This is a genomic window from Pseudomonas sp. W2Jun17, from assembly GCF_023127795.1.
Lineage (GTDB): Bacteria > Pseudomonadota > Gammaproteobacteria > Pseudomonadales > Pseudomonadaceae > Aquipseudomonas > Aquipseudomonas synxantha_A.
The window spans coordinates 306,905-325,078 of record NZ_SPKO01000036.1; the positions used below are offsets into that span (position 1 = coordinate 306,905).

Here is an 18,174-nt window from a genome sequence, read left to right on the forward strand (position 1 = left end):
CGTAAGGGCGGAACCAATAGCAGCCGTTACCTGAATAACGGATATGTACTCGGTCTGATCCAGCATCCTGGTTGGCCCTGAGGCCGCCATCGGGAGCAAGCCCCCTCCCACATTTGGATCTCGATTTGTCAGGTAGATATGTGCTGGCTGTCCGACCGTCACGAGAGCAAGCTCCCTAGCCACAGGTATGGCGCCGAGACCATCAGGTCCAGGCCACCACCAACAACCCGGCACCCAACACCAGGCACAACGGCGAGTACAGGTACGTATCCAGGCGCGCAAACCGAGAGTTGCCGACCTTCTTGAAAAAACCTACCAGCTCCGAATCGCCAATCGCCCGGGCAAACATCAGCACCGCAATCACACTGATGCCCCACTGCAACGCGCCATGGGACACCGGCGAGAAATACAGCCCGGCGCGCAGGCAAACGAGCAAGGCAATCGCTACCAGCCCCATCGCGACCAGAAAGGTGCCCAGCGCCGACGGCTTGAACGCCGGTCGCGGCCCGCTGGCAAATTCACCAGGCAGTTGCGGAATCGCCGCCAGGCTGCCGAATTTGCCGCCAGCCGCCCAGTAAAGATGCACCATGCTGATAAAGGTAAAAACCCCGACAATCCATCGCGCAATGACAAAACTCATGGCGGACGCTCCCGAAAAATGTGGGAATCAGGATAGTCGCCCTGAGATTTTTTGCAGGCATTTCGTCGGCGGCTGATGTTAAAGTGCCGCCCCATGAAACTCGCCCGTGCCGACCGCTCGCTCATTGCCTGGATGCTCTACTGCTGCGTCCTGTTCAATGTATTCGCCTGCAGCATTGGTCATGGGCAGATGGTGGGGATGCAGCTCAACGGCATCAGCGGCCAGTTCTGTACGGTGGACCCGCGCACCCAGGCGCCCCTGCCCAGCAACTCCACGGATGAAAGTCTGCCAACCCTGTCGAAGGCCTTTGGTTGCCCGCTGTGTTCTACCGGCGGCATGGGGCCTGCGCTCAACTCCCATCTGAATGTGGCGGTACTGCCACAACCCCATGCGCCACCTGCTGCGGTGGTGCTCGCCGCTGATATTCCGGCCCGTTTCACCTGGCCCACGGCTAACCCGCGTGCGCCACCTGCCTACGCCTGATCCCTGCGCTTTCTGATCTGCATTGCCGACCGTTTCCGAGAGGAAGGACCGGTGGCTGTGCGTTGTTTTCAAGCCAAGTTTTCAGGATTCAACCATGAAACATCTACCCCTGTTGGCGGGCCTGTTCGGCTGCCTGCCCGTTTGCGCCTGCGCCCTTGAGTTGGCGCCGACCACCATTGAAGGTGATCAAAACATTGAGCCCGGCCTGGCCCTGGATCAATCCAGCGGCATGGCCTCGCGCCTGGGCCTGAGCGTGCGGGAAACCCCGGCCTCGGTGGCCATTGCCAACCGCAACGATATCGAGCGCCGTGGCGCCAGGACCTTTCGCGAGGCGGCCAATACCCTGCCCGGCGTCAACGCCAGCGCGCCGCCCGGGTTTGGTGGTTTTGTCTCGTACCGCGGGTTTACCAGCAGCCAGATTACCCAGATGTTCAACGGCATCAATGTCTCCACAGGCCTGGCGCGGCCGGTGGATGCGTGGATCTACGACCGTGTGGAACTGGTCGGCGGCCCCTCCTCCCTGATCAACGGCGCCGGCTCCGTGGGCGGCTCGCTCAATTACGTGACCAAGTTGGCGACCCGTGAAGAACAGGCCGCAGAAGGCCAACTGACCTACGGCAGCTACGACACCGCCGGCATGGCCTTCGGCCTTAATCACGCGCTGACCGAGCCCGGCGCCGACGTGCAGCATTACGCGCGACTGGATGTGAGCCGCAACACCAACCACAGCCACATCGACCGCGCTCAACGGGATGCCTGGAGCGTGGCGTTTTCCCTGCTCAGCGACCTCACGCCCAACCTGTCCCATACCCTGGCCCTGGAATATCAGGATGAGCATGAGGACAGCCCGTATTGGGGCACGCCGGTGCTCAACCCCAAGGCCGGCGAACTGAAGATCGACAAGCACAACCGCTTCAACAACTACAACGTCGCCGACGGACGTTATGAGCAGCGTACAATCTGGGCCCGCTCGATCATCGATTATCGGATCAACGACAGCACCACGCTGAAAAATACCCTCTACCACCTCGACAGCCAGCGCGATTACCGCAACCTGGAGACCTACCAGTACAACGCCGACAACAGCGCCGTTAACCGCTCCACGGCCTATCAGGTGCGGCATCAGGGCGAACAGAACGGCAACCAGTTTGAACTGCGCCATGACACCGGCGTGTTCGGCCTCTCCACCACTTGGTCTGGCGGTTTTGAGTACAAGATCAACAGCACCACCAACAGCCCCTTGAACGTATCGGGTCAAAGTACCGTCGACCCGAACAACTACAACCCGGGACACTTCTATGACATCCCCGGCACCCGACCGGGCTTCATCAAGGACAAGACCAACCAGGTCACCACCAAGGCACTGTTCGTGGAAAACCGCCTGGGGCTCACGGACAAGCTGTCACTGCTGACCGGCCTGCGTTATGACGCCATCGACCTGGACGTGACCAACCACCGCACAATCACCGCTACCAACCCTCGGCACTTCAAGCGCAGTTGGGAGCCAGTAACCGGCCGTGTGGGGTTTACCTATCAGTTTGTTCCGTCGGCCAACGTCTATGTGCAATACAGCACCGCCGTCGAACAGCCCAATACCACCACCCAGGTGTTCGACGTGTCCACCGGCAAGCAGTGGGAGATCGGCAGCAAGTTCGATTACCTGGACGGTCGCGGCTCGGCAACGGTCGCCGTCTACAAGATCGAACGCGAAGACTTTGCCGTCACTGACCCACAGGACCCCACCAACAGCATCCCGGTGGGCGCGCAGTCGTCCAAGGGTATCGAACTGGCCAGCTCACTGCGCATCACGCCAAGGCTGCTGGCCGAAGGCAACTTTGCCTGGGTGGATGCCGAGTACGATGAATTCAATGACAAAGTTGCCAGCGGCGCCGTGGTATCGCGCAAAGGCAATACGCCGACCAATGTGCCCAAGCGCGTGGGCAACCTGTGGTTGACCTACGACTTCTCAGAGGATTGGCAAGGGGGGGTGGATGCGCGCTATGTCGACCAGGTGTATGCCGATTATGCCAACACCCAGACAGTGCCGGCTTACACGCTGTTCGGTACGTTCCTGCGCTACAAGCTGGACGCCCGTACCTCGGTGACCGGGCGGGTGCGTAACTTGACCAATGAGGTGTATGCCGAGTTTGCGCATGTGTCGCCAGCTTACTATCTGGGGTCACCGCGGACCTTCGAAATAGCGGTACAAACGCGATTCTAAATCTGGAATGCAAAAAAATTGTGGGAGGGGGCTTGCTCCCGATAAGGGAGTGTCAGTCAATTTATCTGTGATTGACACTCCGCCATCGGGAGCAAGCCCCCTCCCACATTTTGTTCTGCATTCAGGCTATTTAAGGGCCGCCTCAACCTTCTGGGCTACATCCGGCGTCAACCACGCCTTCCACACCTCAGGGTGCTCCTTGAGGAACGTCTGGGCCACGTCCCGTGGCGCGGTGTGGTTTTCGCTCATCTTCGCCAGGGCCTTGTTAAGCGGCTCGATGGGGAACTCGACTTTTTCGAAGAACTGGGTGATCTGCGGATATTGCTGCTGGAACGGCGTCGATACGCCAATGCTCAATTTGGATGCCAGCGAGCGCGTAGGCTTGGGGTCAGTGTTGTCCGCGTCGGTCAGGGTCTTCCATGCATCGGCATCAAACGGCGGTTCTTCCAGCTGGATCAATTTATAGCGCCCCATCAACGGGGTGGGTGACCAGTAATAGAACAGCACCGGCTTGCCCCGGCGGATCGACGAGGCAATCTCGGCATCCAGCGCTGCGCCCGAGCCGCTGCGGAAGTTCACATAAGTGTCGTCCAGGCCATAGGCCTTGAGCTTCTGTTTGTTGACCACTTCGGACGTCCAGCCGATGGGGCTGTTGAGAAAGCGCCCCTTGCCCGGGGATTCCGGGTCTTTGAATACATCCTTGTAGCGCGCCAGGTCCTGTACGCTCTTCAGGTCCGGCGCCAGGGCCTTGAGGTTTCTGGACGGGTCGCCCTTGACCACGTATTCCGGCACCCACCAGCCTTCAGTGGCGCCTTTGACTGTGTCTCCAAGCCCTACCACTTTGCCTTCGGCTTCAGCCTTGACCCAAACAGGGCTGCGGCCCGCCCACTCTTCGCCGATCACCTGGATGTCGTTCTTGGCCAGGGCGGTTTCCAGGGTGATGGTGGTGCCAGGCAAGGTGTCGGTGGGCAAGTCATAACCCTTTTCGACGATAAAGCGCAGTACTTCGGTGATCAGGCTGCCGCTTTCCCAGTTGAGGTCGGCAAAATGCACCGGTGCCTGAGCAGCCGATACCGGCAGTGACAGACTCAGGGCCGTCAGTGACGCTGCCACCAGTGACTTCAATCCTCTCATGCCTTTGCACCTCGCGTTCTCTCAGTCATGGCAAACGGCTTTGCCGCTAATGCGCGAAGCCTCTGAATAGTTAAGTCAACTCAACTGTAGTAGAGGTTCCGAAAGACAAAGGTGCACAGCGTATTTATCGGTTATTCGCTGGCCTTGAACGTCACCAGTTCACCCTTGCGCCACTTGGCGGCCTTGCCCGTCACGGCCTTGAGAGTTTTGGTCAACCCTTCCTGCAATTGTTCATGGGCGGCAAATACCAGCATCACGCTATGGCCTTCCTTGAACACAATGCCCTGGCCTTCGTTCGACGATACAAAGGCGTAGTCGCCGAGGCCGTAAACGGTCAACTTGATATCGCGAAACTTGAGTTCGAACTTTCCACCTTCGCGGCTGGGTAAAACAGCCGCACGGAAATGGTCGCCCACCTTGAGTTCCAGGCGTGGCTTGTCATCCACGACCAGTGCCGCTTCGGTATCGATCTCGGCGATGTAGATGCCTTCCGGCGTCTGTTCAGTGACGTAGACAAACCGGGATTGAAACTGTTTGACCAACTTTGCGCGCAAATCACCCAGCACGAATAACGCGTGCATATCCAGATTACTGACTGCCAAGGAAACGCCCCCACATCAAGAAAGCGCTGGCCGCCGAAGCGGGCAGCACAAAAAAACGGCCGTTACGGCACGATCACACATTCGTCAAAAACCTGAAGATAACCCGCAGGACTCGTACACCCAGCCGCGGTGGACCTAAAGCAAGGTCAGCCGGTGGCACAGCAAATCACAGGTTCAACGACCCGAGAATACGAGTCGACCAACTTCAGAGAATAACCCAGTCAAAAGTGCACTTTCCGACACCCGAAACAAAAAATACACGGGCATGGAACCAGTTGCGAACTACCGACGACAATACTAAAACAGCAAGCCGGGTCAAAACCACCCGAAACGCCAAACACAGGCTAACAAGATCGATCGACAGGAGCTGAGCATGCAACGACGTCAACACAATGCTACGTCCTTCCACACTCGTTCATCATGTCCAGACGAACGCCAATACTACTGCTTGCATAACCTTGATGGGTACTCCCATTCGGTTATTTACCAAGTGGTACCGGCCGGAAAGAACTTTTTCCACATTCTTGAAGTGCCCAGTGGCAGGATCAAGGGGTTTCGCAGCGACCACAATAAAGCCTGTGAATTGGCCAAAATGCTTGAAGCCAGGCTGCATGCCCTTTGCGGAGGACTCGTTTCGTCACCTGGGTGACTTTACTGCGCCTGCGCCCCTCAACAACTGCCATACTGGCCCGTCCATTGAAGTTTGCCCCGTGCGGGTCAGGTTTCATCAGTGCAGTTACCTTGAAGGGAAGGCTATACGTGACGGAATTTGATATTGGCGAATTTTTTATCCACGGCGATGCCAGGGAAGTAGACGGAGAGTTTCAAGCAGTCATTATCATGCGGGCCAAACCACCGCTGACCACTGTGACCGCGCACCAAGTAGAAAAAGACCGTTGGTTCAAGACTGTAGACGCCGCTGCCTTTGCAGCAAAAGAAGCCGCAAAAGCCCTGAAAACCGCCGTGGATTCGGGTGCTCTCAATTCCTGACACCTCGATAGAACTCTAACGCGCCTCAAGCCTCCCATACACAACGATCCTCACTTTGTATGGAGTACCCAATGGACGCGCCAATCCCCACGCTCGAAACCCTGTTTGAACAACTGGGCCTGGACTCAACCCCTGAGGCCATTGATGCCTTCATCGTCGCGCATCCGTTGCCGGAAGGCGTGAAGTTGATCGATGCGCCGTTCTGGACGCCCCAACAGGCGCAGTTTCTTAAGGAAGAACTGCGTGAAGACGCTGAGTGGGCCATCCCGGTGGATGAGTTGAATCAGCGCCTGCATCAATCTCACTAGCACGGTCTCAATGCAGGCTGTCTGACTGTTCCATGCGCAACAGCGCTTGCCAGGCAGCCTGACACTCCTGCGCCTCATCGCGACTGGCAAAAGCGGTGCCGCGCTGTTCACCATTGAGCAACACTACCCAGCAGGCTTTCTGACCCAAGGCACGCAGGGTCTCAGGTACACCGCTGCCGATCATCACGGCCACATCGACTTTGTTTTGCATGGAAGTTCTCCGTAGCATTAGTTAGCTGCCTAACAATGTTGGCCATGCTACGGTTTTATTCCAGTTGGAAAAAGCTATCCTGGGAATAGCTTCATTGCATAAACAGCAACAATCCATCGCGCCAGACGCGGGCCGGATGATCTCGGGAGGTTGTTGCAGACGGGGCAGCCAGCTCACTGGCAGGCCCCCCATTCAGCACATCAGGCTTGACGCTGATGCTTGTCGATCTGCTCGTGGCGCTCTTGGGCTTCGATGCAGTATTTGGTGGTCGGGCTGATCAGCAGGCGCTTGAGGCCGATCGGCTCGCCGCTGTCATCACACCAGCCAAAAGAATCTTCCTTGATGCGCTCCAGGGCGCGCTCAAGTTGCGGCAGCATACGCTGGTCGCGGTCAATGGCATTTACCAGCCAGGTGCGCTCTTCTTCGACGGAAGCCGCGTCAGCCGGGTCCGCCGGGGTGTCCAGGCTTTCAATGGCGATGCGGTTCTGTTCAATGCGCTCGTGGTGTTCCACCTTCATGTCTTGCAGCAACTTCTCGAAAAAAGCGTGCTGTTCGGCATTCATGTAGTCATCCGCCGGCATGGCCAGCAACTTTTCCTTTGTCATTGATTTCTCTATAAAAAATACGTGCATTAAGGCGAATAAGGGAGCGTTCCGCAAGGCCTGTGCAGGTCTCGGAAGGGCGCCGTCCATTTCAAGCGCCACCCGGCACTCAATTTACGAGGGGCGGCAGTCTAAGGCCGACTTGAGAGCGCAGCAACTGAAAAGACAGGCATTTTTTCCCAATTAACCCCCAAAGGCACCAGGACGGGCTTGGCGAACGGTCATCGGAGTGCGTTTATAGCAAGAAATTCAAGTTTGTGGAGCTATATAGAAGACAAACGGTTGAAAGTGGCTGATCCCGGGCTAAATGTGGGAGGGGGCTTGCTCCCTCCCACATTTGATCTGAGTCGGCCCTTGGATTCACTCAGCGCTTGAGCTTGCGCTTGTTGCGGTACTGGTCGATCACCACTGCCACCACGATGATCAGGCCCTTGATGATGTCCTGGATATACGCATCCACCCCCACGAAGGTAAACCCGCTGGCCATCACGCCGAGGATCAGCGCGCCGATCACGGTGCCGGTGATGCGCCCTACCCCGCCCGCCAGGCTGGTGCCGCCGATCACCGCGGCGGCAATCGCATCCAGCTCGTAGGACATGCCCATGCCCGCCTGCCCTGTCGCGGCACGTGCCGAGGCCACCACGCCGGCCAGGCCCGCCAGCAGCCCGGCGATGCTATAGACGATGATCAAGTGGCGCTTGACGTTGATGCCCGAGGTGCGCGCCGCCTGCATATTGCCGCCGATGGCGTAGGTGTACTTGCCGTACTTGGTATAACGCAGGGCAATATGGAAGATCACCGCCACCACCAGGAAGATGATCACCGGCATGGCACCATGGCCGATGGCCGTGTAGGAATCCGAGAGCATGCTCACCGGCTGGCCTTCGGTGTAGTAACGCGCCAGGCCACGGGCCGAGACCATCATGCCCAGGGTCGCGATAAACGGCGGGATGCCGGTCACCGCGATAATGCTGCCATTGATCGCCCCTGCCAGCAGCCCCACGCCCAGGCCCATCGCCACCGGGATCCACACCGGCAAGTCGGTCAGGGACGGAAACACCGCCCGGGAAAAATCCGAGGTCTGCGCCAGGCTGGCAGCGATCATCGCCGACAAGGCCAGCACCGAGCCTGACGACAAGTCGATCCCCGTGGTGATGATCACCTGGGTCACGCCGATGGCCAGCAGGCCGATGATCGAGACTTGCAGAATCATCAGCACCAGGCGCTGGGAGTTCATCAAGAAGCTCTGGTCGCGCACGATCCAGCCGAACAGTTCAAACACCAGGCCGATACCGATCAGCACCAAAAAGATGCTCAGCTCGGTGGGCATGCGTCGACGATTCTTCACCGGTGCCGTCGCCGGCTTGTTGTCTGTTATTGCGTTCATAGCCCATCACCTTCTTATTCTGTAGATCAGTGGACCGCAGACATGCCGGAGGCCAACTGCATGACTTTTTCCTGGGTGGCCTCGGCACGATCCAAGGTGCCCATCAGTTCGCCTTCGTGCATCACCATCACCCGGTCGCTCATGCCAAGCACTTCGGGCAGTTCCGAGGAAATCATGATCACCGCCATGCCTTCGCTGGCAAGAAAGGCGATCAAGCGATAGATCTCGGCCTTGGCGCCCACATCGATACCGCGGGTCGGTTCATCCAGGATCAGCAGCCTTGGGTTGGTCATCAGCCAGCGTGCCAGCAGTGCCTTTTGCTGGTTACCGCCCGACAAGGTGTCGATGCATTGCTCCAGGGACGGAGTTTTTACTCGCAGCTTCTTGCACATCTCTTCGCACAGGCCGCGCAGGGCCTTCTGCTGGATAAAGCCGCTGCCCGAATAGTGCGGCAACACCGCCATCTCCATGTTTTCCAGCACCGACAGGCACGGGAACAGGCCGCTGAGCTTGCGATCTTCGGTCAATAGCGCAAAGCCTTTCTCGATGGCCATGTGCGGGTCGGTAATGCGCACCGCCTTGCCGTCCAGGGTGATTTGCCCACCGGTGCTTGGGGTAATGCCAAAAATGGTTTCCGCCACATTGGTACGCCCAGAGCCCATCAGGCCGGCGATACCGAGAATCTCCCCGGCGTGCAGGTCGAACGAGACGTCCTTGAACACGCCGTCCAGGCTCAGGTCGCGCACCGACAACAGCAACTCACCTATCGGCGTCTCGCGCACCGGGAACAACTGGCTCAGCTCACGCCCCACCATCATCGAGATCAGGCTGTCGCTGTTCATGCTGTCGGCACGTTGCAGGCCTATGTACTGGCCGTCGCGGAACACCGCCACTTCATCGGCGATGGCGAAAACTTCGTTCATTTTGTGCGTGATGTAAACGATGCCTTTGCCCTGGGCCTTGAGGTCGGCAATGATCGAAAACAGGTGGGCCACTTCCTTGTCGGTAATGGCCGAGGTGGGTTCATCCATGATCAGGATGTCGGAGTCGTACGAGACCGCCTTGGCAATCTCGACCATCTGCCGTTCGGCGATGCTCAGGTTGCCCACCTGCTCTTCAGGGTCGAGGTTGATGCGCAGGCGCGCCAGCAACTCGGCGGTGCAGCGATGCATTTCGCGGTGGTTGACCATGTGCAGGCTGTTGAGCTGCTCGCGGCCGATCCAGATGTTCTCGGCGATGCTCATATGGGGCATCAGGTTGAGCTCCTGATGGATCATGGCGATCCCGGCCTTTTGCGCCGCCAGCGGCGTTTCGAAGGTAATAGGCTTGCCACGCAGGCGGATTTCCCCGGCGTCGGGCTGGTAGATGCCGGCGATGATCTTCATCAGCGTCGATTTACCCGCGCCGTTCTCGCCCATCAATGCCAGCACCGTGCCGGGGCGCACCCGCAGTTGCACATCGTCCAGGGCGACAACACCGGGAAAGCCTTTGCTGATGTTGAGAATTTCCAGCAGGTAGGGTTCGTCCAGCGGCAACGGCTGGATGCCCGGGGGCTGCGAGGCAGCGGCTTGAGCAAGCATAGGGAGGCACTCCATCTGCAGGGCGGCCGTGACCGCCCTGCCGGCTTATTGTTGTTGTGTCAGGGCTACTTGAAGTCTTTGACGTTGTCCGGGGTGATCAACTGGAACGGGATCACCACGTTCTGCTCCACCGGCTCTTTTTTGGCCATCTTGCGCGCCGCTTCCACGGAACCCACCGCCTGGCCCTTGGCGTCCTGGAACGCCGAGGCGGCCATGTCACCCTTGGTGATCGCGTTCAAGCCATCCGGCGTACCGTCAACACCGGCAATCAGCACGCTGCCTTTTTCCTTGCCGGCCGATCGCAGGGCCATGGACGCCCCGATCGCCATCTCATCGTTGTTGGCCAGCACCGCATTGAAATCACGCCCCTGGGTCAACCAGTCGTTGACCAGGGTCATGCCCCGGTCACGCAGCCAGGCGCCGGTCTGCTCCTGCTCGATCTTGATGTCCGGGTACTTGGCCAGCACTTCCTTGACACCCTTGGTGCGGTTGGTGGTGGAGTTGTTCGCCAGGTCACCCAGCAGGATCACGATCTTGCCCTTGCCGCCGAGTTTTTCGGCGATGTATTGCATTTGCAGGCGCCCGGCCTCGACGTCATCGGAGGTCACTGCCACCACGTCCTTGGGCAAGTCTTTCTGGTCCGGGCGACGGTTGACGAACACCAGCGGAATGCCCGCCTTGGTCGCAGCCGCAATGATGTTCTTGGTCGAAGCGGTATCGACCGGGTTGACGATAATGGCGTCGACTTTCTGGCTGATAAAGTTCTCGACCTGGCTCAATTGCTTGACCACATCGGCCCGCGCGTCTTCAAACTGCAATTGCACGCCATCGCCCTTGGGGTAGGACTTGGCTTGCTTATCCATGTCTTCGCGCAGGTAGGTGAGGAAGGTGTCATCGAACGCAGACATCGTGACGCCCACCTTCAGATCGGCGGCGCCGGCAACGCCACTGGCCAGCAGCATGGACAGGGCCAGCGCGGTAAAACGGATCGGGGTCTTCATGAACGGTCTGTCTCCACTTTCTTGTTGGTTTTTTTCGACGTTGCGTTTATCAGGACTCGGCTGTCAGTCGCACCACTGGCGCCCCTGGAATGCAGCACACCAGCGCGCCCTGGTTTTCGACGCACAGCACGTTAAGGAAGGAGAAGTAGAACGGCCGGGCGCGGGGCAGTCCGCGTGGCGCTTGGGCGGGGCGTAAAACTCGAAGTACAGCGTTGAAGATTTTCATCTGACGGTACCTGGTTGTTTTTGATCTTGTTTTTGTTGAGTCGCCCGCTGGGTCCGGGACGTACTTTATGCAACCTGGAAACGACTGTATTAGAAAATAATTTCCATATCAACCTGTTTTAGAATTTTATTCTATTTTTGTCGAAACCACTTGCTGGCGCTCGGCGCTCAGGCGTGCGGCGTCCAATATACGGGTGGTTTCCAGCGCGTCATAGGCGCTCACCGGCAGCGGTCCCTGCCCTTGCACGGCCAACTGCAACTGGCGATAGAACTGTGTCCAGCAGCCCTTTTCCGACGGCACCCGCTCACGCTCCGAGCCTTGTTCGAACCAGCCCCAGCGTCGATGCTCCTCCGCGCCCCAGTGCTCGCCTTCGGTCTTCGGCGATTTACCGGCGATCAGCGCTTCTTCCTGGCCATCCAACCCTTCGACGGTGTAGCAACCCAAGGTGCCACTGACACGAAAGCGCGGCGCCTGGCTGTTCTGCAAGGCGTTGCCCCACAGGTGTGAAATCACGCCGTTGGCGTGGCTCAGGGAAACAAAAAAGCCGTGATCCACGCTGGGGTGTTCAGGGGTGTAGTGCAGTTGGGCGAACACTCGGTCCACCGGGCCGAACAGTTGCAGCGCCTGATCGACCAAGTGGCTGCCCAGGTCACGCAGCCACCCGCCGCCGCTGGCATTGCCCACGGCTTGTGGGCTGTAGCGTTCTACACGAGATTCAAAGCGGGTGATGGTGCCCAGGGCACCGGCATCGATGAGTTTGCGCAGAGTCAGGTAATCCGAATCCCAGCGCCGATTCTGGTAGACGCTGAGCAGCGAGCCCTGGCGCTCGGCGGCAGTGATCAGGGCTTGGGCTTGTTCGGCGTTGGCCGCAAAGGGTTTGTCGCTGACCACCGCCACGCCGTGTTCGATGGCTTCCAGTACCAACGCTGGGCGACCTTTGAGGGTGGTGGAAATCACCAGGGCGTCGACGCCGGCTTCGACGATCTGGCCGATGGAGTCGAAGGCCTTCACGCCTGGTAGATCGGTACTTAATTGCTGGCGACGCTCCGGCGAGCGTGTGACAACGCCCACAAACGTCGCACCAGGCAACGTCGCAATCAGCGGCGCATGAAAGAAGCGCCCTCCGTGGCCATAGCCGACTAGTCCAATTCGCATGATTCACTCCTGCTTTGAAGTGCAAACACTGTTCAAATGTGGGAGGGGGCTTGCCCCCTCCCACATTGACCAGGTTCCACCTGTGAGATTGGGATCAGCCGTAGAAGTGTGGGCGATCCGGCAAGCTCACCGGCACAATCTGCCCACTGCCCTGGGCTTCAATACACGCATCCGCCGCCACTGCCGCCGCATACCCATCCCACGCCGACGGCCCGCCGACCTGCCCAGCCCGCACGCTGTCGATAAACGCCTGCAACTCCACGTCATAGGCACCGATAAAGCGATCTTTCCAATCCATCAGGATCGCATTGGACAGCTTCGCACCGCTGCGCAGTTGCACCTGGGACGGCTCCGGCAACTTGGCGATGCCGGTCTCCCCCACCACTTCGCACTGGATGTCGTAGCCGTATTGGCAGTTCACAAATACCTCCACGTCGATACGCGTGCCCTTGGCGGTTTCCAGCAGCACGATCTGCGGGTCGCGCAGGTGGGCCAGGGCCTTGCTGGTCTTGCGCGGGAAGACCACCTGCACGGACACATAGTCGTCATTGAGCAACCAACGCAGCACGTCCAGTTCGTGGATCAGGGTGTCGGTGATCGCCATGTCGGCGTTGTAATTCTCGCCCACCGTCGGGTTACGGTGCGCGCAATGCAGCATCAACGGCTCGCCGATCTGGCCGCTGTCGATCACAGCTTTCAAGGCCCGATAGCCTTCGTCATACGGACGCATGAAGCCCACCTGCACCAGGCGCTTACCGCAGGCCACTTCGGCCTCGACGATCTTGCGGCAGCCTTGCGCGGTGACCGCCAGGGGTTTTTCACAGAACACCGGTTTGCCGGCGGCGATGGCGGCCAGCACGAACTCTTCGTGGCTCGGCCCCCACGACGTCACAAGGATGGCTTCGACCTCTGGCGAGTTGATCAGCGCATGGCCGTCCGGGTACACCTCGGCGTCCAGCTTCAAGTCCGCCACCACCTGCGCGGCCTGCGCAAGGTTGATATCAGTGACCGCCACCACCTGGCTGTTGAGCAAGGTCTGGCTGCAACGACGGATATGGTCCCGGCCAATGGCGCCCGTACCAATCACTCCAAGCTTCAAAGACATGTAAACACTCCTCTTGTTATTAGTACTGCCGGGCCTTGGCCAGGTGTTCATTGAGTTTTTTTGCCGCTGCATTCGTGCGTTCACTGGTGGACACCTGCGCCACACCTACCCGCCACCACGACAGGTAGCCGTGGACCATGGTCTTGGGCAGCACTTTGATATCGATCAGCGTCGAGACGGTTTGCGTGCGCGCATCGGCCAGGGCCGCTTCCAGCTGCTCTAGCGTGCTGACCTTGTAGGTCTTGCAACCATAGGCCGCCGCACTCATGGCGAAATCCACCGGCACCAGGCCGCCGTCGAGCTTGCCGCTCTCGGGGTTGCGGAAGCGAAACTCGGTGCCGAAGCTGTCCATGCCATTGCCGATTTGCAGGTTGTTGATGCAACCGAAGGCCATGTTGTCGAGCAGCACCACGTTGATCTTGCGCCGTTCCTGGATCGAAGTGGCCAGCTCCGAGTGCAGCATCATGTAGGAGCCGTCACCGACCAGGGCGTAGACCTCTTTGGTCGGCTCGGCGAGCTTCACGCCCAAGGCGGCATTGATCTCGTAGCCCATGCACGAATAGCCGTATTCGACGTGATAGGTATTGACGCCCTTGCTGCGCCAGGCGCGCTGCAAGTCCCCGGGCAGGCTGCCGGCGGCGGCGACGATGATCGCATCGTCGGCCAGCGCCTGGTTGAGCACGCCCAGTACGCGGCTTTGGGTCAGGCAGGAGCCGGTCAGCTCGATAAACTCGCGCAGTACGGCGCGGTCCAGAAGGTCGTCAACTTCCGGCACGAAATCATCGTCTGAGTATTGCACCTGGTACACGCGATCCACTTCGGCATTCAGTTGCGCCTTGGCGTCAGCGATCTGCTCGCCCCAGCCGGAACGGTAATCGCCGAGGGCATCGGCCAGCGCTTCAAGCGCGACTCTGGCATCCGCCACCACTTGCACACCGTCCAGCTTCAACGCGTCGCAGGTGCTGACATTGAGGTTGAGAAAAGTCACCTCGGGGTGCTTGAACAGCGATTTTGACGAGGTCGTGAAGTCGGTATACCGCGTGCCGATGCCGATGATCAGGTCCGCCTCGGGGGCCAGCAGGTTCGCCGCCAGGCAGCCGGTTTCGCCGATGCCGCCGACGTTCAGTGCATGGCTGGAGACCATCGCGCTTTTACCGGCCTGTGTTTCGGCAAAGGGAATCTCAAAGCGCTCGGCAAAGGCTTGCAGCGCCGCATTGGCGCCGGAGTACTTCACCCCGCCGCCACAAATGATCAGCGGTTTGCGCTTGCCGCGAAACGCCGCCAGCGCATCGCCGATCATCGCGGCGGTGGCCGGGCGCCGGTCGATACGGTGCACGCGCTTTTGCAGGAAGTAGTCGGGATAGTCCCAGGCCTCGGCCTGCACATCCTGGGGCAACGCCAATGTCACCGCGCCGGTTTCGGCAGGGTCGGTGAGCACGCGCATGGCGTGGATCGCCGCCGTCATCAACTGTTCGGGGCGGTTGATGCGGTCCCAGTATTTGCTCACGGCGCGGAACGCGTCGTTGGTGCTGATGCTCAGGTCGTGGAACTGCTCGATCTGCTGCAGCACCGGGTCGGGCTGGCGGCTGGCGTAGACATCGCCGGGCAACAGCAGCAGCGGTATGCGGTTGGCCGTGGCGGTGGCTGCGGCAGTGAGCATATTCGCAGCGCCAGGCCCCACCGAGGCCGTGCACGCATAGATCTTGCGGCGCAGGTGCTGCTTGGCAAACCCGATGGCGGCATGGGCCATGCCTTGTTCGTTGCGGCCCTGGTGCACCACCAGGTCGCCGCTGTCCTGCTCAAGCGCCTGGCCAAGGCCCAACACATTGCCATGCCCGAAAATAGTGAACACCCCGGCAACGAACTTGCTCTGTACGCCGTCGACTTCGATGTATTGGTTATCCAGAAACTTCACCAGGGCCTGGGCCATGGTCAATCGTGTGGTGCTCATGTCGCGCCCCTTATCGTTTTTGCAGGTGGGCGATGCTTGCCCCCAACGCCTGCCGGATATCCGCCAATCCATGCACGCTTTCGGCAAACGGCTCGAACGACAGATAGCCGCTGTAGCCGGTGCTCAGCAAGGTGTCGATCTGCGCCGCATTCCCGAGAATATCGTCCTCGCCCACCAGCACGCGGTGGCCGTCGCGGATTGAGTCAAGCGGCGCCTCGTGGTCTTCCACCCCGGAGATATGCACCAGCCCGGTCAGCTCCGGGAAGAACTCATGCTCGCCGGCCAAATGATGGTGAAAGGTGTCATGCACCACACGAAACACATCCAGGCCACCGATGGCCTTGATTGCATCCACTGCCACGCGCTTGCGGCGCAGGGCGGATACTGCGAAGCCCAGGGGTTCGATGAAACCGAGAATCCCGTACTCACGCAGGATCAATGCCAGTTCGCTCAACGCGGTGCGCAAACCAGCGGCGCGCTGCGCGTCGTTACGCGTATCGCCAGGCTGATTGAACGGGCACATCACCAGGCCCTGGGCCCCGCACTCACGGGCGTAGGTGGCCAGTTCGATTGCCTGAGCGCGGCGTTCGTCGTTCCACACATCAAAAGGGTACAGCGCGTTGATCGACAGCACCTTGATGCCCTGCGCCGTGCACAACTCACGCACGCGGGCGGCGGACATGCCGTATTCGATTTCGCGGTTTTTGAGGTCGTTGCGAATCTCGATGGCATCGCACTGGAGGGCTTTGGCCAGCTGGATAAAATCCGCCAGGGGCAAGTCAGGCGCGACCATACGGTTAAGGGCAAAACGTAGCGGCGACTTCATTGTTGTTGTTCTCCGTCCAAAACCGTTTAAAGGTCCAGCAGCCAACTGTGCTGCGGGTCGTTATGGAAATGCCAGGCGCGCTTGGGGCCGGCCATGACATTGAGGTAATAAGACTCGTAGCCATACGGCACGCTGACCGGGTGATATCCCTTGGGCACCACCACCAGGTCGCTGTTTTCCACGGCCATGGCCTGGTCGATGCTGCGGTCGTCGGTGTACACGCGCTGGAACACAAAGCCCTGGGGTGGATTGACCTGGTGGTAGTAGGTTTCTTCCAGAAAGCTCTGGTGCGGCAGGTCATCGGTATCGTGTTTGTGCGGCGGGTAACTTGAGGAATGCCCCGACGGTGTGCGCACTTCCACCACCAGCAGCGAATGGGCCGGCTCGCTGTCGGGCAGGATGTCGCAGACGTAGCGGGTGTTGGCGCCTTTGCCGCGCACACTGCGTTTGCACTGCTCGGGGCGGATCAGGCGCGGGGCAAAACCCGCCGCACCCGGCGCCGCACACACGGCGATCTGTACATCGCTCAGGGCCGTGACCTGGGCGTCGGTGCCCGGCGGCAAATAGGCGGCGAACGGTGATTTGTCTTCGAACACCGACTGGCGATCACCCAGGTTCTGCCAATTGAAGCCTTCGCCTTCGATATTCACCCGACCGCTGAGCAGCACCAGGCACAGCTCCTGATCGCCCGCGCTGACCGGCAAGGTTTCGCCCAGGCTCAAGCGGTAAGCGGCGAAGCCTACGTACTCCAGGCGCCCCGCCTCCAGGGCAACCATGGTTTGCCCGCGTTTGCTGCTTTTGACCAACAAGCTCATCACTCAAACCCTCTCGTTGAGAAGCGCACGCAAGGTGTCATAGCCCTTTTTCGCGTAGATATAACTGGGCGCCACGGCCGGGTCCTGCTCGGCTTCCACCACCAGCCAGCCTGCGTAGTTCGCAGCGAGCAGCACGTCCAGTAACGACGCAAAGTCGATATCGCCGTCCCCTGGCACGGTGAAAGTGCCGTTGACGATGCAATCGGGAAAACTCCACATCTGATTGCGCGCCAATTGCACCACGGGTTTGCGCACGTCCTTGAAATGCACATGGCAAACGCGGTCGATGTGCTTGCGCAACACCTCGATGGGTTCGCCGCCGCCCATGTAGCAGTGGCCCGAATCGAACAGCAGGCCGACTTCCGGCCCCGTGCGTTTCATCAACTGGTCAATGTCTTCGGGAGACTCGACGTAGGCGCCCATATGGTGGTGGTAGGCCAGGCGCACGCCTTGAGACAAGGTGAAACGCGCCAGCTCGGTGAGCTTGTCGGCGTACGCCTGCCAGGCCTGTTCGCTATGAAAACGCGGACGTTCTATCAGGCGAATGCGTGAACCCTGGATCGAATCGGCGACTTCGCCGTATACCAGTACGTTGGCGCCGTTTTGTTTGAGCAGTTCGACATGGCCGGCAATGGCCTCGATCTCCTCGGCCACCGAACGACGGGCCAGGCGGCTGGAGTACCAGCCCGAGACCAGCGCCAGATCATAGGGACGCAGCACGTCGCCGACGCCCTTGGCATCCTTGGGAAACTTGCCATTGAGTTCAAAACCTTCGTAGCCGATGTCCTTGCCTTCACTCAGGGCCGTGCTCAGCGGGGTTTCACCGCCAAGGGCCGGGAGGTCGTCATTGCTCCAGGAGATCGGGTTGATGCCAATTCGGATTGCGGGCATGGCTGCACCTTTATTATTTTCAGGTATCACTGAGATCTGCTCTATG

Annotated in this window: 19 protein-coding genes; 4 read left to right on the forward strand and 15 right to left on the reverse strand. The window is 59.6% G+C overall.

Annotation, left to right across the window (positions count from 1 at the left end):
• Positions 1-202 precede the first annotated feature (202 nt).
• Positions 203-640 carry a DUF3995 domain-containing protein gene (locus E4O98_RS24050; protein ID WP_032876152.1) on the reverse strand — a complete coding sequence of 146 codons (438 nt, stop codon included), beginning with the start codon at positions 638-640 and terminating at the stop codon, positions 203-205.
• A 93-nt stretch (positions 641-733) separates the two neighbouring features.
• Here E4O98_RS24050 and E4O98_RS24055 point away from each other — a divergent pair, with 93 nt between their 5' ends.
• Together E4O98_RS24055 and E4O98_RS24060 are read left to right on the forward strand one after the other, a co-directional pair.
• Complete coding sequence (locus E4O98_RS24055; RefSeq protein WP_005787761.1) at positions 734-1,123, forward strand: DUF2946 domain-containing protein; 390 nt, start codon at positions 734-736, stop codon at positions 1,121-1,123.
• A 94-nt stretch (positions 1,124-1,217) separates the two neighbouring features.
• Complete coding sequence (locus E4O98_RS24060) at positions 1,218-3,344, forward strand: TonB-dependent receptor (protein WP_248136451.1); 2,127 nt, start codon at positions 1,218-1,220, stop codon at positions 3,342-3,344.
• A gap of 126 nt (positions 3,345-3,470) precedes the next feature.
• Here E4O98_RS24060 and E4O98_RS24065 read toward each other — a convergent pair whose 3' ends face one another.
• Positions 3,471-4,478 carry an ABC transporter substrate-binding protein gene (locus E4O98_RS24065; RefSeq protein ID WP_148853677.1) on the reverse strand — a complete coding sequence of 336 codons (1,008 nt, stop codon included), beginning with the start codon at positions 4,476-4,478 and terminating at the stop codon, positions 3,471-3,473.
• 131 nt (positions 4,479-4,609) lie between these two features.
• Positions 4,610-5,059, reverse strand: a complete 450-nt coding sequence (locus E4O98_RS24070) for a hypothetical protein (RefSeq protein ID WP_177327419.1) — start codon at positions 5,057-5,059, stop codon at positions 4,610-4,612.
• Positions 5,060-5,839: 780 nt separating this feature from the next.
• Here E4O98_RS24070 and E4O98_RS24075 point away from each other — a divergent pair.
• Both E4O98_RS24075 and E4O98_RS24080 read left to right on the forward strand, forming a co-directional pair.
• Complete coding sequence (locus E4O98_RS24075; protein WP_005787750.1) at positions 5,840-6,070, forward strand: hypothetical protein; 231 nt, start codon at positions 5,840-5,842, stop codon at positions 6,068-6,070.
• Positions 6,071-6,141: 71 nt separating this feature from the next.
• Positions 6,142-6,378, forward strand: coding sequence for a DUF2789 domain-containing protein (locus E4O98_RS24080; RefSeq protein WP_032876165.1), 237 nt, complete (start codon positions 6,142-6,144; stop codon positions 6,376-6,378).
• Between the two features lie 7 nt (positions 6,379-6,385).
• Here the strand turns inward: E4O98_RS24080 and E4O98_RS24085 are convergent, their stop codons facing one another.
• The 12 genes from E4O98_RS24085 to iolE form a co-directional block, all read right to left on the reverse strand.
• Positions 6,386-6,589, reverse strand: a complete 204-nt coding sequence (locus E4O98_RS24085; protein ID WP_005787746.1) for a hypothetical protein — start codon at positions 6,587-6,589, stop codon at positions 6,386-6,388.
• 200 nt (positions 6,590-6,789) lie between these two features.
• Entirely contained in the window at positions 6,790-7,194 is a 405-nt protein-coding gene (locus E4O98_RS24090; RefSeq protein WP_003191666.1) for a TraR/DksA C4-type zinc finger protein, read from the reverse strand.
• A gap of 361 nt (positions 7,195-7,555) precedes the next feature.
• On the reverse strand, positions 7,556-8,578 hold the full coding sequence (locus E4O98_RS24095) for an ABC transporter permease (protein WP_003191668.1): 1,023 nt from the start codon (positions 8,576-8,578) through the stop codon (positions 7,556-7,558).
• Between the two features lie 26 nt (positions 8,579-8,604).
• The gene (locus tag E4O98_RS24100) at positions 8,605-10,158 is read right to left on the reverse strand and encodes a sugar ABC transporter ATP-binding protein (RefSeq protein WP_032876169.1); all 1,554 of its coding nucleotides are present in this window, start codon (positions 10,156-10,158) and stop codon (positions 8,605-8,607) included.
• Positions 10,159-10,223: 65 nt separating this feature from the next.
• Positions 10,224-11,159 carry a sugar ABC transporter substrate-binding protein gene (locus E4O98_RS24105; protein WP_032876172.1) on the reverse strand — a complete coding sequence of 312 codons (936 nt, stop codon included), beginning with the start codon at positions 11,157-11,159 and terminating at the stop codon, positions 10,224-10,226.
• Between the two features lie 49 nt (positions 11,160-11,208).
• On the reverse strand, positions 11,209-11,385 hold the full coding sequence (locus tag E4O98_RS24110; RefSeq protein ID WP_005787736.1) for a hypothetical protein: 177 nt from the start codon (positions 11,383-11,385) through the stop codon (positions 11,209-11,211).
• 126 nt (positions 11,386-11,511) lie between these two features.
• A complete protein-coding gene (locus tag E4O98_RS24115) occupies positions 11,512-12,540 on the reverse strand; it encodes a Gfo/Idh/MocA family oxidoreductase (RefSeq protein ID WP_148853674.1) in 1,029 nt (342 codons plus the stop codon).
• Between the two features lie 94 nt (positions 12,541-12,634).
• Positions 12,635-13,645, reverse strand: a complete 1,011-nt coding sequence (locus E4O98_RS24120) for a Gfo/Idh/MocA family oxidoreductase (RefSeq protein ID WP_248136453.1) — start codon at positions 13,643-13,645, stop codon at positions 12,635-12,637.
• Positions 13,646-13,664: 19 nt separating this feature from the next.
• The gene (gene iolD / locus E4O98_RS24125) at positions 13,665-15,596 is read right to left on the reverse strand and encodes a 3D-(3,5/4)-trihydroxycyclohexane-1,2-dione acylhydrolase (decyclizing) (protein ID WP_248136455.1); all 1,932 of its coding nucleotides are present in this window, start codon (positions 15,594-15,596) and stop codon (positions 13,665-13,667) included.
• Positions 15,597-15,606: 10 nt separating this feature from the next.
• The gene (locus E4O98_RS24130; RefSeq protein WP_248136458.1) at positions 15,607-16,422 is read right to left on the reverse strand and encodes a TIM barrel protein; all 816 of its coding nucleotides are present in this window, start codon (positions 16,420-16,422) and stop codon (positions 15,607-15,609) included.
• 26 nt (positions 16,423-16,448) lie between these two features.
• Positions 16,449-17,237 carry a 5-deoxy-glucuronate isomerase gene (iolB, locus tag E4O98_RS24135; protein ID WP_005787728.1) on the reverse strand — a complete coding sequence of 263 codons (789 nt, stop codon included), beginning with the start codon at positions 17,235-17,237 and terminating at the stop codon, positions 16,449-16,451.
• Positions 17,238-17,240: 3 nt separating this feature from the next.
• Positions 17,241-18,128 (reverse strand): myo-inosose-2 dehydratase, encoded by an 888-nt coding sequence (gene iolE, locus E4O98_RS24140; protein ID WP_148853672.1) that lies wholly within the window; start codon positions 18,126-18,128, stop codon positions 17,241-17,243.
• Positions 18,129-18,174 lie beyond the last annotated feature (46 nt).